This window comes from Pseudomonas sp. B7(2017), from assembly GCF_002112745.1.
In the GTDB taxonomy this organism is placed as follows: domain Bacteria; phylum Pseudomonadota; class Gammaproteobacteria; order Pseudomonadales; family Pseudomonadaceae; genus Aquipseudomonas; species Aquipseudomonas ekonensis.
The window spans coordinates 1-13,158 of the sequence record NZ_NEIP01000008.1; the positions used below are offsets into that span (position 1 = coordinate 1).

A 13,158-nucleotide genomic window follows, 5' to 3' on the forward strand; every position below is an offset into this window, starting at 1 on the left:
GGCAAGCTCCTACAGGGTTTTGTGGTGGATCCAGATCCTGCAAACACCCGTGATACCTGTGGGAGATCCTGCAAACATCCGGGGTACCTGTGGGAGCTGCGGTGCGACGATTCGACTTGCCAGCGATGGCGTCAGTCCGGGCGCCGCAAGGCCGGGTCAGTTGAAGAACGGCCGGATCCCGTGATCGCGCAGGTAGCGTTCGATCACTTTCGGGTCGGCGCTGTTGTCGGCAACCGCGACGTAGGTGTCCGGGCGCAGCAGGTAGAAGCCGTTGCGCCCCAGGCCCGCCGCCTCGAAGGCCGGGCGCCAGTCGAACACGTGCAGCGGCAGGTTGTGGGCGTGGCACCAGGCGATCATCTCGTCGCTGGTGTCGCCGTACACATGCACCTGCCAGCCGGGGTGACGCAGCGGTTCGTAGTTGTCGCCTTCGCCGTCGTGGGCCCACGGCAGGCGGTCGCCGCCGTGCACATGGCCGGCCAGCCCTTCGCTCAGCGGCATGCCGCGGTAGTTGAGGGTGATCTGCGACACGGTACGGAACAGGAACTCGCGGCTGGCCTCGAACGACGCCATTTTCGGGATCAGGAACGGCGCCAGCCGCGTGCGCAGCAAGTCGGCCATGCGCCCTTCGGCGGTGACGAAGCTGAACACCTTGTCGGTGGTCGACACCAGGCGCCGGGCGAAGGCGATGCGCTCGGTCTCGTAGCTGTCGAGCAGCTTGGGCGTGGCGCCGCCGCTGAGCACCGCCGCCAGTTTCCAGGCCAGGTTGATCGCATCGCCGATGCCGGTGTTCATGCCCTGGCCGCCGGCGGGGCTGTGCACGTGTGCCGCGTCGCCGAGCAGGAAGGCCCGGCCGCTGCGGAAAAACTCGGCCACCCGGTGGTGGACCCGGTAGGTGGAGAACCAGTGGACGTCGTCGATGTGCACCTTGAGGTGTTCGATGGCACGGCTGCTGACATCGGAGAACTGCAGGGTCTCGGCGCGCTCCGCACGCTCGTCGCGCACGGTGCCGATCAGCCGTGCACGGCCTTCGCCGGCCAGCGGGAACACGGCGAGGAAGTCCGCTTCGTCCAGGTCCAGGTGCAACTCACCATTGAGCGCAGGGCCGCTGGCCTGGACATCGGCGACATAGAAAATCTGCTGATAGGTGCCGCCGGGGAACCCGCTGTCCAGGTTCTTGCGCACCACCGAACGGGCGCCGTCGCACCCGGCCAGGTAGCAGGCCTGGCAGGTTTCCTGTTCGCCGTCGGGCAGGCGCAGGTGGGCGCTGATGCCGTCGCCGGTCTCCTCGAAGCTTTCCAGGGTGGTGTTGCGTTCAACGGTCACGCCGTAGTCTTCCAGGCGCTCGATCAGCAGCCGTTCGTGTTCGTCCTGCGGGTAGATCTCCAGGAACGCATACGGCGTCAGCCCTTCGCCGATGCGGTGCAGCGGCAACTGCGCCACGGGCTTGCCCTTGACCCAGAAATTGGCCGCCTGCACCCGGTGGCCGCTGCGCACCACGGCGTCGGCCAGGTCCAGTTGCCGGTACAGCTCCAGGGTGCGCGCCTGCACCGCCAGCGCCCGGGAGGTGGTGCCGGGGGCGGAGGCCTTGTCGATGATGCGCACGCGGATCGACAGCTTGCTCAGCCACAGGGCCAGCACCAGGCCGGTGGGGCCGGCGCCGATGATCAGTACGTCGCTGCGGTTCATGGCGGTTCTCCCAGGCAGGTGCAACGGCAAGTATGGATCAGCCGGGGAGGGCGGCCAGTCGGGCTGCTCAACGGAATCCGGACAGTCCCGCCACGGAACAGGGCAGAATGCCGGGAGTCATAGCCAGCACCGGATCCTTGGACAGAACCCTATGCCCACCTTTCGAATGCTCATCGGTCTTGCCGTCTTGGCGGTGCTTGCCGGTTGCGCCGGCCAGCGCGGCGAAGGGCCGGCACGCACGCCGGCCGAGGTCAAGGCGCAGATCGTGCGGCTGTTGCCGGCCGGCACGGCCGACCGTCAGGGCTGGGCCACTGACATCTATGCTGCGTTCGCCGCCCAGAACCTTGACCCGAGTACCGCCAACCTGTGCTCGGTGCTGGCCGTGGCCGAGCAGGAGTCGACCTTCCAGGCGGATCCGCCGGTGCCGGGCCTGGGCAAGATCGCTCGTGACGAAATCGACCGCCGTGCCGCCAAGGCCCACATTCCGGGACTCTTGGTCAGCGGTGCGCTGGCGCTGCGTTCGCCCAACGGCAAGTCCTACAGCGACCGCTTGAGCGCCGCCCGCAGCGAAAAGGAGCTGAGCGGGATCTACGATGACTTCATCGGCATGGTGCCGATGGGCCGCACGCTGTTCGGCGGCTTCAACCCGGTGCACACCGGCGGGCCCATGCAGGTCAGCATCGAATTCGCCGAGCGGCACGCCAAGGACTATCCCTATTCGGTGGACGGGACGATCCGCCGCGAAGTGTTCAGTCGCCGGGGCGGCATGTATTTCGGCATCGCCCATTTGCTGGGGTATCCGGTGAGCTACCGCGAGCCGCTGTACCGCTTCGCCGATTTCAACGCCGGTTGGTACGCCAGCCGTAACGCGGCGTTCCAGAATGCGGTAAGCCGCGCGTCAGGCATCCCGCTGGCGCTGGACGGCGACCTGATCCGGCCGGGTGCGATCATGCCCGGCAGCACGGAGCTGGCCGTGCGGGCGTTGGGCAAGTCCCTGGGCCTGCGCAATCCGGCGATCCGCGAGCAACTGGAGAAGGGCGACACGCTGGCTTTTGAGGACACCCGGCTGTACCGAAAGGTGTTCGAGTTGGCGGAGCGGGCCGAGGGCAAGCCGCTGCCCCGTGCGGTGTTGCCGGGGATCGTGCTGCAGAGCCCGAAGATCACCCGCAAACTGACCACCGCCTGGTTCGCCAAACGGGTGGACGGGCGCTACCGGCGCTGCATGGCCAAGCAATGAAGAACTGAAAGGCATAAAAAAACCCGGCTGACGGGAGCCGGGTTTTTCCTGGGCTGTTGCGGTGAGGCGAGGCATCAGGCCACGCGACGTTCGATCAGACGGTCCGAGCCACCTTCGGCGACGCGGCGTTCCAGCAGACGGTCCGAGCCGCCTTCGGCGACGCGGCGCTCCAGCAGACGATCCGAGCCACCTTCGGCGACGCGGCGTTCCAGCAGACGGTCCGAGCCGCCTTCGGCGACGCGGCGTTCCAGCAGACGGTCCGAGCCGCCTTCGGCGACGCGGCGTTCCAGCAGACGGTCCGAGCCGCCTTCGGCGACGCGGCGCTCCAGCAGACGGTCCGAGCCACCTTCGGCGACGCGGCGTTCCAGCAGACGGTCAGAACCACCTTCGGCGACGCGGCGCTCCAGCAGACGATCCGAGCCACCTTCGGCGACGCGGCGTTCCAGCAGACGGTCAGAACCACCTTCGGCGACGCGGCGTTCCATCAGACGGTCGGAACCGCCTTCGGCCAAACGGCTTTCGATCAGTTTGTCCGAGCCGCCTTCGGCGATCATCGTGTGGGCGGAAGGGGCTGCAAAGGCGTTCAGCGCAAGTACCGAGAAAGCGATGCCGAGGATGGTTTGGCGTTTCATGATCGTGTGCTCCAGAGGGTGTTGTCGGTTGGTATGGAGCCGATGTTACGCCCGGGATTTTTTAAGAGAACTTCATTGCCGTGATGGTGAACATCGACGCCGATGATGGTTTGGCGCACGGGCCGTCGGTCAGCGTGATGGGGCCGCGACCCTTCGGGGGCGGCGTTATTCGCCGGGCCTTCTACACTGCAAGCGTGAAGCGGAACCGACAGCCGGAGGAGGGCGCATGTATCAACTGTACGGGCACAGGAATTCGGGCGCGGCGGCCATCGAGGCGGCGCTGGAGCTGTGCCAGATCGCTTACCGTTTCATCGACGTGGAGGCCAGCAGCGAAGCGGCGCAGGAGCTGGCCCGGCTCAACCCGTTGAAGCAGATCCCGACCCTGCAACTGCCTGACGGTCGCATCATCACCGAAAGCGCGGCGATCCTGGTGCACCTGGGCCTGAGCTTTCCGGAATCCGGCCTGCTGCCGGCCGATGCCGCCGACCGCGATCAGGCGATCCGCGGCATGGTGTACATCGTCAGCAATTGCTACGCGGCCATCGGCGTCATCGACTACCCGGAACGCTGGCTGGTGATGCCGGACGAGGCCTCGCGGCAGAACCTGATGGCCGGCGCCCGCGAACGGCTGCACTGGATGTGGGAAGTGTTCGCCGACCTGTTTTCCGCCGAGCTGTACCTGGACGACGAAAAGCCGGGGGCGCTGGATCTGCTGGCGGCGGTGGTGACCCGCTGGGCCGGCTCCCGCGAGCATCTGCGCCAGACCCGCCCCGGATTCCATGCCTGGCTGGCGCGCATCGACCGCCACCCCGTGCTGGCGCCGGTGTTTGCGCGGCACTGGCCGGCCTGAACGGGCGGGATTGCCTGCCGACGACTGCGGTGGCTGACCCAACGCCATCGCGGGCAAGCCCGCTCCCACAGGTATCCCGGGTGTTTGCTGGATCCAGGTACACCACAAAATCCTGTGGGAGCTGCGGTGCGACGATTCGACTTGCCAGCGATGAGGCCGGCACTGCCGGTATCAGTGGTGGCTGATCCACCGCCATCGCCAGCAGGCTGGCTCCCACAGGTATCCCGGGTGTTTGCAGGATCTAGGCACACCACAAAATCCTGTGGGAGCTGCGGTGCGACGATTCGACTTGCCAGCGATGAGGCCATCACAGCCGACATCTCTGTTGTCTAATCCACCGCCATCGCTGGCAAGCCAGCTCCCACAGGTATCGCCGGTATCCCCACGATGCAGGCACACCACAAAACCTTGTGGGAGCTTGCCTGCAAGCGATGAGGCCGGCACTGCCGGTATCAGTGGTGGCTGATCCACTGCCATCGCCAGCAGGCTGGCTCTCACAGTGGAGGGCTCATTCCCCGCGGATGTAGCTCTCCAGCTGCCGGATCAGATCCGCCTGTTCGGCCAGGGCTTCCTTGACCAGGTCGCCGATCGACAGCAGGCCGATCAGTTGGCCGTTCTCCACCACGGGCAAGTGGCGCAGGCGCTTGTCGGACATGATGCCCAGGCAGGTGTCGACGGTCTGGTGGGTGTCCACCGTGATCACCGGTGACACCATGATGTCGCGCACCGGCGTGCCCACCGACGAGCGTCCCTTGAGCACCAGCTTGCGCGCGTAGTCGCGCTCGCTGATGATCCCCTCGACCCGGCCGTCCTTGACCACCAGCAACGCACCGACGTTCTTCGCGGCCATGTCCATCAGGGCCTGCAGCACCATGTCGTCCGGCGAGATGGTGTGCACTTTCTGGTTTTTCTCATCTTTGAGCTTGAGCAGCTGGGCGACGGTCTTCATGGCGGTTACTCAGGGGTTGTCGTTGTTCCTGAAGCATCGTAGACGCCGGCGCGCAGGGCAAGGCCGCAAAACGGCAGATAACACGCAAAAAACGTCATCCGGCAAAAAAACGGCCGGTTCTGCCGGTGTGACGGGGCCGTCCCGGGAAACGGGAGCAAGCTCCTGCGCCCCGGGCCGGGTAGAATGGCCGCCAGATTCCGTTTCCCGAGGTTGCAGTGGTGGATGTACAGCAGGGCTTCGTCCTGACCCGGCATTGGCGCGACACCCCGGCCGGCACCGAAGTCGAGTTCTGGCTGGCGACCGATGCCGGCCCGCGCCGCGTGCGCCTGCCGCACCAGCCGTCGGTGGCGTTCATCCCGGCCGAACAGCGGGGGCCGGCCGAGCGCGTGCTGGCGGACGAAAAGAACGTCGAACTGCGCCCCTTGGCCCTGCAGGATTTCGAACACCGCCCGGTGCTGGGGCTGTACTGCCAGCAGCACGGCCAGCTGATGCGCCTGGAGACCGCGCTCAACCGCGCCGGCGTCGACGTGTTCGAAGCCGACGTGCGCCCGCCCGAACGCTACCTGATGGAGCGCTTCATCACCGCACCGGTGCGGTTCGGCGGCACGCCGGACGCCGATGGCGTGCTGACCGACGCCCACCTCAAACCCGCCCCCGGCTATCGGCCCACGCTGCGGTTGGTGTCGCTGGACATCGAGACCACCGAACAGGGCGAGCTGTATTCCATCGCCCTGGAAGGCTGCGGCGAACGGCAGGTGTACATGCTCGGCGCGCCGAACGGCGACGGCAGCGCCGTCGACTTCGACCTCGAATACTGCGACTCGCGCACCCTGATCCTGAAGAGACTCAACGACTGGTTCGCCCGCCACGACCCCGACGCGATCATCGGCTGGAACCTGGTGCAGTTCGACCTGCGCATCCTCCACGAACACGCGCGGCGCCTGGGCGTGCCGCTCAAGCTGGGGCGCGGCGGGGAAGAGATGCAATGGCGCGAGCACGGCAGCCGCACCCATTTCTTCGCCTCGGCGGCGGGGCGGCTGATCATCGACGGCATCGAGTCGTTGCGCTCGGCGACCTGGAGCTTTCCTTCGTTCAGCCTTGAGAACGTCGCCCAGACCCTGCTCGGCGAAGGCAAGTCCATCGACAACCCGTACCAACGCATGGACGAAATCAACCGCATGTTCGCCGAGGACAAGCCGTCGCTGGCCAAGTACAACCTCAAGGACTGCGAGCTGGTGACGCGGATCTTCGCCAAGACCGACCTGCTGGACTTTCTGCTGGAGCGCGCCAGCGTCACCGGCCTGCCGGCCGACCGCAGCGGCGGCTCGGTGGCGGCGTTCACCCATCTGTACATGCCGCTGATGCACCGCCAAGGCTTCGTGGCGCCGAACCTGGGCACCAACCCGCCCCAGGCCAGCCCCGGCGGATTCGTCATGGACTCGCGGCCGGGGCTGTACGAATCGGTGCTGGTGCTGGACTACAAGAGCCTGTACCCGTCGATCATCCGCACGTTCCTGATCGACCCGGTGGGCCTGATCGAAGGCCTGCGCCAGCCCGGCGACGCCGAGTCCGTGCCGGGCTTTCGCGGTGCGCGGTTTTCCCGTACGCGGCATTGCCTGCCGTCCATCGTGGCGCGTGTTGCCGAGGGCCGGGAACAGGCCAAGCGCGAACGCAACGCGCCGCTGTCCCAGGCGCTGAAGATCATCATGAACGCCTTCTACGGCGTGCTCGGCTCCAGCGGCTGCCGGTTCTTCGATACGCGGCTGGCGTCGTCGATCACCCTGCGCGGCCACGAAATCATGCTGCGCACCCGCCAGTTGATCGAAGCCCAAGGCCACGCGGTGATCTACGGCGACACCGATTCCACCTTCGTCTGGCTGCGCCGGCCCCACGGCCAGGAAGAGGCGGCGCAGATCGGCCGGGCGCTGGTGCAGTCCGTCAACGACTGGTGGCGCGGGCACGTGCGTGAGCAGTACGGGCTGGAGAGCGCCCTGGAGCTGCAGTTCGAGACCCATTACAAGCGCTTCCTGATGCCGACCATCCGCGGCGCCGAGGAGGGCAGCAAAAAGCGTTACGCCGGCCTGGTGACCCGGCCCGACGGCCGCGAGGAAATGGTCTACAAGGGCCTGGAGACCGTGCGCACCGACTGGTCGCCGCTGGCCCGGCAGTTCCAGCAGGAACTGTACGAACGGATCTTCCGGCGCGAGCCCTATCAGGATTACGTGCGCGAATACGTGCGCCAGACCCTGGCCGGCGCGTTCGACGACCGGCTGGTCTACCGCAAGCGCCTGCGCCGCACCCTCGACGACTACGAGCGCAACGTCCCGCCCCATGTGCGCGCCGCGCGCCTGGCCGACGACTACAACGCGCAGCACGGCCGGCCCCGGCAATACCAGAACGGCGGCTGGATCAGCTACGTCATCACCTTGGCCGGCCCCGAGCCGCTGGAGGCGCGCCGGGCGGCCATCGATTACGACCATTACCTCACCCGTCAGCTGCAACCGGTGGCGGATGCGATCCTGCCGTTTGTCGACGACGACTTCTCAACCCTGGTCGGGGGGCAGATGGGCCTGTTTTGAGTCCAGCAGCTGCAGCGTCCATTCGTCCTGGATGCCATGGAAATAGCGCTCCAAGGCCTGATGGAACACGCTGCCGGCGTCGGCGAACTGGGCGAAGAGGGTGGTCGAGGAATGGAATTTCAGGTCGTCCGGATGCCCGAAGATCTGCGCCACCGAGCGCTGCGGAACGTTGAGCACCAGCTGCGTGCAGGTGCGCAGCCGGGCGCCGAGCAGGTCATGGGCCAGATAGGCCCGGGCCTCGGCCGCCGAACCGATGGCGAAGCGCCGGGACATCTCGCTGCCGCCGAGCCCGGCGAACTGCGGGAAGACGAACCACATCCAGTGGCTGCGCTTGTGGCCCTCGTCGAGCTCGCGCTGCACCCGCTCGAACACCGGATCCTGGGCCTGGACGAAACGTTGCAGGTTGAACGGGTCGTACTGATCTGTGCTTCTCATGCCGAAGCCCTCGGCCAGTCGGCGGTGGCTCAGACCATGGCCAGCCGCCGCTTGCGGTGTGGCGCCTGAAACACCCGGTCCAGCGCCGCCAGATCCCCGGCGTCCAGTTGAAGCTGCGCCGCCTGCGCATTGAGTCGCACATGCTCGGGGCGCACGGCCTTGGGGATCGCAATCACGCCATCCTGACGCAGAATCCACGCCAGCGAAACCTGTGCGGGGGTGACGCCGTGACGAGCGGCGATCTCTTGCAGCGCGGGCGCCGCCAGCAGCGCGCCGCCCTGGCCGATCGGACAATACGCCATCAACGGCATGCGCTGATGCTGGCACCACGGCAGCAGATCGAATTCGATGCCGCGCTCCTCCAGGTTGTACAGCACCTGATTGGTGGCGCAGGCCGGCACCGACAGCTCTTCGAGGTCATCGACATCGAAGTTCGACACGCCCCAGCGGCCGATCTTGCCGTCCTCGCGCAGGCGCTCGAAGGCCTCGACGGTTTCCTCCAGCGGATACTGGCCGCGCCAATGCAGCAGATAGAGGTCGATGCGCTCGGTGCCGAGGCGGCGCAGGCTGCGTTCGCAGGCTTGGGGAATGCCTTGGCGGCTGGCGTTGTGCGGGTAGACCTTGCTGACCAGGAACACGTGGTCGCGCAGGCCGGCGATGGCTTCGCCGACCACGGTTTCGGCGCCGCCTTCGCCGTACATTTCGGCGGTGTCGATCAGGTTCATGCCCAGCTCGACCCCCAAACGCAGCGCCGCCACCTCGCTGCGGTGCGCCGAGCGGTCTTCGCCCATGCGCCAGGTGCCTTGGCCGATCACCGGCACCTGTACGCCGGCAAGTTCGAGTGTACGCATGCAAACCTCCTGTTCTTGAGCGGTCGGGACTTTGGTTGGTCAGCAGGATAGCCCAACCTGATCCGGCAGGAGGTCTGCGGCGGGAATCGGCCTTACTGCGCCGAGAACCGGAACACGACGGATTGGGTGTAGGTCTGGCCGGGATCCAGCCGCGTGCTGGGGAAGCCTTTCTGGTTCGGCGAGTCCGGATAGTGCTGGGTCTCCAGGGTGAAAGCGCCCCAGTGCGGGTACACCTTGCCGCCCTTGCCCTTGACGGTGCCGTCGAGGAAGTTGCCGGTGTAGAACTGCACCCCCGGCTCGCTGGTGTACAGCTGCAAGCGGCGGCCGGAGTGTGGGTCGCTGACTTCGGCCGCCGGTTTGGCCACATCGCCCTTGGCGTCCAGCACCCAGTTGAAATCGAAGCCGCCCTGCTTGGGTTCGGCGAACTTGAGCTGCGGATGATCGTCCTTGATGCGCTGGCCGATGGCGGTGGCCCGGGTGAAGTCCATGGGCGTGCCCGCCACCGGCGCCAGTTCGCCGGTGGGGATGAGCTTGGCGTCGATCGGGGTGTAATGGCCGGCATGCAGGGTGGCGAGTTGCTTGAGGACGTCGCCGTTGCCTGCGCCGGCCAGGTTGAAGTAGCTGTGGTTGGTCAGGTTGAGCACCGTGGGCTTGTCGGTGCTGGCCTTGTAGTCGATGCGCAGTTCGTTGGCGTCGGTCAGGCGGTAGGTCACCTCGGTGGTGAGGTTGCCGGGGAAGCCCATTTCGCCGTCCGCCGACAGGTAAGTCAGGGTCACGCCCACCGAATCCTTGTCTTTCGTCTCGCGGGCCTTCCAGACCTTCTTGTCGAACCCTTGTGGGCCGCCGTGCAGGGCGTTGGTCTTGTCGTTCTGCGGCACCTGGTAGCGCTGGCCGTCGAGCTCGAACGCACCGTCGGCCAAGCGATTGCCGAAGCGGCCGATGGTCGCGCCGAAGTACGCGGTACCGCGCTGGTAACCCTGCACATCGTCGAAGCCGAGCACGATGTCGTCGAGCTTGCCGTGGCGGTCCGGCACCCGCAGCGCCTGCAGGGTGGCGCCGTAGGTGATCACCGTCGCCTGCATGCCGTGGCGGTTGCGCAGGATGTATTGCTCGACAGGGGTACCGTCATCGGTCTTGCCGAAGGCTTTGTGTTCGCCGGAAAGGCCGGCGGCGTGGGCGGGCAGGGTCGAGAGCATGAGGGACAGTCCGAGGCCGGGGAGCAGGTGACGGGATTGAAGCATGGTGACCTTCCTTTTTGTTGTTTTGGCGGTGGCGTCAAACGGTGAAGGTTTTCGGTGAACTCGCTTATTTAGTCATACTAAATAAGCGATAAGTTAAATTTATAGCCGCAAAATTGCGTTAGTCCAATTAAAAGTCTGACTAGAATGTGTGGCGCGACATGCCAAAGGTCGGCTGGGCAATGCTGGCATCGCACTTTTGCCCGATCCCCGGCTCTATCCATGGTCAGGTTGCGGCGAGCCCCGTCGCGCAGGAATGAGACTGCCGAAGCATTGATGACCCGTTTGTTCGCCCATATTCAACGCCCGTGCCTGTTGCTGGCCTGCCTGGCGGCGCTGCCGCTCGGCGGTTGCAGCCACCAGGACGGCAACGGTTTCATCAGCCAGATCCGCGATGGCCAACCCCAGGAGTTCCTCCAGACCAGCGTCGACCGCATGGCCTCCCTGGCCATGCGCGACAACCTCAACAGCCTCTACCGGTTGATGGGCAAGCTGTACCTGCGCAACCCCGACGAGCTGCGCAAATCGGGATTCCTGAACATCGGCGTCGCCGTCAAACAGGTGCGCCTGGCCATCGAACAGCAACAACCGCTGCCGGTGCTCGGCGGCCGCAAGGATCTGGCGGCGCTGAGCTATGCCATGAGTCCGGAGTTTCTCGGCGACCGGGTCGGCGCGTTCATCTACGCCATCGGCAGCATGCTGGTCACCGCCCACGGCAACCGCACCGAGTTCTACATGACGGACGCGATCAACCCGACCTTCGTCCACAACGCCGCGCGCAACATCGAGAAAGCCACCTGGATCCTGGCCCAACGGCAGAACAAGGAAGGCCAGCCGCTGCTGTTCTCCAACGAGATCTCGGAGGAGGGCAGCAACCTGAGCTTCGCCACCGAGTTCGGCAAGATCGTGGCGCGCCTGGATCTGCTGACCCAGATGCTCGACGAGCGCTACCGGCGCATTGGCCTGAACTATGCCCAGAGCCTGTTGTTCCTGAACTTCCTGCCGGTGCAATAGGAGCGGCTGCACCCGTAGGCGCGAGCCTGCCCGGTCAGAGGCGATGATTTGGCTGGCACGGCCTCATCGCGGGCAGGCTTGCTCCTTCGGGCAAAGGGTGAAATGAAATGGCATAACGATAGATCCCATCGATATAGGGAGTTATAAGAAAACTCGCTATGCTGCGGGCCATATTTTCCTGTGGCTTTTCTGGGCGTCTTCATGGAATTGGCAAATTTCGGCCTGGTGGTTGCCGGGCTGGTGGTGGGGTTCATCGTCGGCATGACCGGTGTCGGCGGCGGTTCGCTGATGACGCCGATCCTGCTGTGGTTCGGCATCAACCCGGCCACGGCGGTGGGCACCGACCTGCTGTACGCCGCCATCACCAAGTCCAGCGGCGTGCTGGTGCACAAGAAGAACAACAACATCGACTGGGCCATCACCGGATGGCTGACCCTCGGCAGCGTGCCGGCGGTGGCGATGACGCTGTGGTTCCTCAGCACCCTCCACGCCGCGCCGGACGCGATGAACGCCATCATCAAGCAGGCCCTGGGCTTCGTGCTGTTCGCCACGGCGCTGGCGATCCTGTTCAAGAAACGCCTGCTGGACTTCGCCCACAAGCGTGCCGGCGGCAACTACAACCCAAGCGGTGCGCGCCTCAATGCCATGACCGTGGTCACCGGGCTGATCCTCGGCACCATGGTCGCGCTGACCTCCATCGGCGCCGGCGCCCTGGGCACCGTCGCGCTGTTCATCCTCTATCCGCTGCTGCCGACCCGTCGCCTGGTCGGCACCGAAATCGCCCACGCCGTGCCGCTGACCCTGGTCGCGGGCCTGGGCCACGCCAGCATGGGCAACATGGACTGGGGCGTGCTGGGCTTTCTGCTGATGGGCTCGCTGCCGGGCATCTGGCTGGGCAGCCACCTGACCGGCCGCGTCTCCGATGAACTGCTGCGTCCGTGCCTGGCGACCATGCTGGTGCTGATCGGCTACAAGCTGGCGTTCTGACCCCGCCGCGAAGCCGCGGCGGGCTCAGCGGGTGAGGGCGTACTTCATCAGCGTCACCGGCAACCCCTCATAGTCCAGCTCCTCGACCACCTCCCAGCCCAGCCGCGCGTACAGCGATTGCGAGGCGTCGGTGTACAGGAACAGTTCCGGCACGCCCAGTGCGGCGGCCTCTTCGACGATGCGGTTGACCAGCAGCGAAGCGATGCCGCGGCCCCGGTGCTCGGCCTTCACGTAGACCCCGGCCAGCCAGGGCGTCAGGTGCGGGCGCAGGTTCAGGTCACTGTCGATCAGCAGGGCGCCGCCGAGCAATGTCCCGTCTTCGATGGCCACCACCACGCTGGGCACCGCGCCTTTGCCGCAGGCCGCCCGCATGCGTTCGGTGCGGGCTTCGAGCGTGTCGCCGGGCCGGTAGTGGCCCCATTCCTTGAAATTGAGCTCGGCCAGTTCCCCGATCAGTTGGGGGTGGTCGCACAGGTAATCGATCTGCATGCCGCTTGAACTCCTTTTCGTTGGGGGCAGCGGACACCCTAATGGGGACACGCCCGGTAATCAAATTCGCATCGGGGCTGGCGCCGTGCGGTTGCGCAATGTCGGCCCTGTCCTAAGCTTGGGACATGGCGAAACACTTTTACCGGGGCCGACCCGGAACGATCGCCATGGTGCGCAATCAGTAGAGCGTGGATATCAAAAGGAGATGCGC

At 65.9% G+C, this 13,158-nt stretch carries 12 protein-coding genes; 5 read left to right on the forward strand and 7 right to left on the reverse strand.

Annotation, left to right across the window (positions count from 1 at the left end):
• Nucleotides 1–156: 156 nt before the first annotated feature.
• Nucleotides 157–1,686 (reverse strand): FAD-dependent oxidoreductase, encoded by a 1,530-nt coding sequence (locus CAG29_RS16160; RefSeq protein WP_085579576.1) that lies wholly within the window; start codon nt 1,684–1,686, stop codon nt 157–159.
• Nucleotides 1,687–1,837: 151 nt separating this feature from the next.
• On the opposite strand from CAG29_RS16160, the gene CAG29_RS16165 reads away from it, so the two are divergent.
• The gene (locus CAG29_RS16165) at nt 1,838–2,923 is read left to right on the forward strand and encodes a DUF1615 domain-containing protein (RefSeq protein ID WP_085630645.1); all 1,086 of its coding nucleotides are present in this window, start codon (nt 1,838–1,840) and stop codon (nt 2,921–2,923) included.
• 74 nt (nt 2,924–2,997) lie between these two features.
• Here the strand turns inward: CAG29_RS16165 and CAG29_RS16170 are convergent, their stop codons facing one another.
• Complete coding sequence (locus CAG29_RS16170) at nt 2,998–3,555, reverse strand: phage infection protein (RefSeq protein ID WP_085694809.1); 558 nt, start codon at nt 3,553–3,555, stop codon at nt 2,998–3,000.
• Between the two features lie 226 nt (nt 3,556–3,781).
• Between CAG29_RS16170 and CAG29_RS16175 the strand changes: the two genes are divergently transcribed.
• Complete coding sequence (locus CAG29_RS16175) at nt 3,782–4,405, forward strand: glutathione S-transferase N-terminal domain-containing protein (RefSeq protein WP_085694810.1); 624 nt, start codon at nt 3,782–3,784, stop codon at nt 4,403–4,405.
• Nucleotides 4,406–4,913: 508 nt separating this feature from the next.
• On the opposite strand, the gene CAG29_RS16180 is transcribed toward CAG29_RS16175, so the two are convergent.
• On the reverse strand, nt 4,914–5,354 hold the full coding sequence (locus CAG29_RS16180) for a CBS domain-containing protein (RefSeq protein WP_085579584.1): 441 nt from the start codon (nt 5,352–5,354) through the stop codon (nt 4,914–4,916).
• 218 nt (nt 5,355–5,572) lie between these two features.
• Here CAG29_RS16180 and CAG29_RS16185 point away from each other — a divergent pair, with 218 nt between their 5' ends.
• Nucleotides 5,573–7,933, forward strand: a complete 2,361-nt coding sequence (locus CAG29_RS16185; protein WP_170929994.1) for a DNA polymerase II — start codon at nt 5,573–5,575, stop codon at nt 7,931–7,933.
• On the opposite strand, the gene CAG29_RS16190 is transcribed toward CAG29_RS16185, so the two are convergent.
• The 3 genes from CAG29_RS16190 to CAG29_RS16200 all read right to left on the reverse strand — a co-directional run bounded on the left by CAG29_RS16190 (nt 7,898) and on the right by CAG29_RS16200 (nt 10,460).
• Nucleotides 7,898–8,368, reverse strand: coding sequence for a DUF1810 domain-containing protein (locus CAG29_RS16190; RefSeq protein WP_085637749.1), 471 nt, complete (start codon nt 8,366–8,368; stop codon nt 7,898–7,900). The genes CAG29_RS16185 and CAG29_RS16190 overlap by 36 nt on opposite strands.
• A 29-nt stretch (nt 8,369–8,397) precedes the next feature.
• A complete protein-coding gene (locus tag CAG29_RS16195; protein ID WP_085579590.1) occupies nt 8,398–9,219 on the reverse strand; it encodes an aldo/keto reductase in 822 nt (273 codons plus the stop codon).
• A gap of 92 nt (nt 9,220–9,311) precedes the next feature.
• Nucleotides 9,312–10,460, reverse strand: coding sequence for an aldose epimerase family protein (locus CAG29_RS16200; RefSeq protein ID WP_085694811.1), 1,149 nt, complete (start codon nt 10,458–10,460; stop codon nt 9,312–9,314).
• A gap of 273 nt (nt 10,461–10,733) precedes the next feature.
• On the opposite strand from CAG29_RS16200, the gene CAG29_RS16205 reads away from it, so the two are divergent.
• Nucleotides 10,734–11,471, forward strand: coding sequence for a hypothetical protein (locus CAG29_RS16205; protein WP_085579594.1), 738 nt, complete (start codon nt 10,734–10,736; stop codon nt 11,469–11,471).
• A gap of 201 nt (nt 11,472–11,672) precedes the next feature.
• Nucleotides 11,673–12,458, forward strand: a complete 786-nt coding sequence (locus CAG29_RS16210; protein WP_085580081.1) for a sulfite exporter TauE/SafE family protein — start codon at nt 11,673–11,675, stop codon at nt 12,456–12,458.
• Between the two features lie 24 nt (nt 12,459–12,482).
• Here the strand turns inward: CAG29_RS16210 and CAG29_RS16215 are convergent, their stop codons facing one another.
• The gene (locus CAG29_RS16215; protein WP_085637736.1) at nt 12,483–12,947 is read right to left on the reverse strand and encodes a GNAT family N-acetyltransferase; all 465 of its coding nucleotides are present in this window, start codon (nt 12,945–12,947) and stop codon (nt 12,483–12,485) included.
• Between the last annotated feature and the right edge of the window lie 211 nt (nt 12,948–13,158).

Coding starts and splice junctions, on each gene's coding strand:
- CAG29_RS16215 (WP_085637736.1), bottom strand. CDS start 12,947: ATGCAGATCGATTACCTGTGCGACCACCCCCAACTGATCGGGGAACTG.
- CAG29_RS16180 (WP_085579584.1), bottom strand. CDS start 5,354: ATGAAGACCGTCGCCCAGCTGCTCAAGCTCAAAGATGAGAAAAACCAG.
- CAG29_RS16175 (WP_085694810.1), top strand. CDS start 3,782: ATGTATCAACTGTACGGGCACAGGAATTCGGGCGCGGCGGCCATCGAG.
- CAG29_RS16200 (WP_085694811.1), bottom strand. CDS start 10,460: ATGCTTCAATCCCGTCACCTGCTCCCCGGCCTCGGACTGTCCCTCATG.
- CAG29_RS16205 (WP_085579594.1), top strand. CDS start 10,734: ATGACCCGTTTGTTCGCCCATATTCAACGCCCGTGCCTGTTGCTGGCC.
- CAG29_RS16170 (WP_085694809.1), bottom strand. CDS start 3,555: ATGAAACGCCAAACCATCCTCGGCATCGCTTTCTCGGTACTTGCGCTG.
- CAG29_RS16210 (WP_085580081.1), top strand. CDS start 11,673: ATGGAATTGGCAAATTTCGGCCTGGTGGTTGCCGGGCTGGTGGTGGGG.
- CAG29_RS16160 (WP_085579576.1), bottom strand. CDS start 1,686: ATGAACCGCAGCGACGTACTGATCATCGGCGCCGGCCCCACCGGCCTG.
- CAG29_RS16165 (WP_085630645.1), top strand. CDS start 1,838: ATGCCCACCTTTCGAATGCTCATCGGTCTTGCCGTCTTGGCGGTGCTT.
- CAG29_RS16190 (WP_085637749.1), bottom strand. CDS start 8,368: ATGAGAAGCACAGATCAGTACGACCCGTTCAACCTGCAACGTTTCGTC.
- CAG29_RS16195 (WP_085579590.1), bottom strand. CDS start 9,219: ATGCGTACACTCGAACTTGCCGGCGTACAGGTGCCGGTGATCGGCCAA.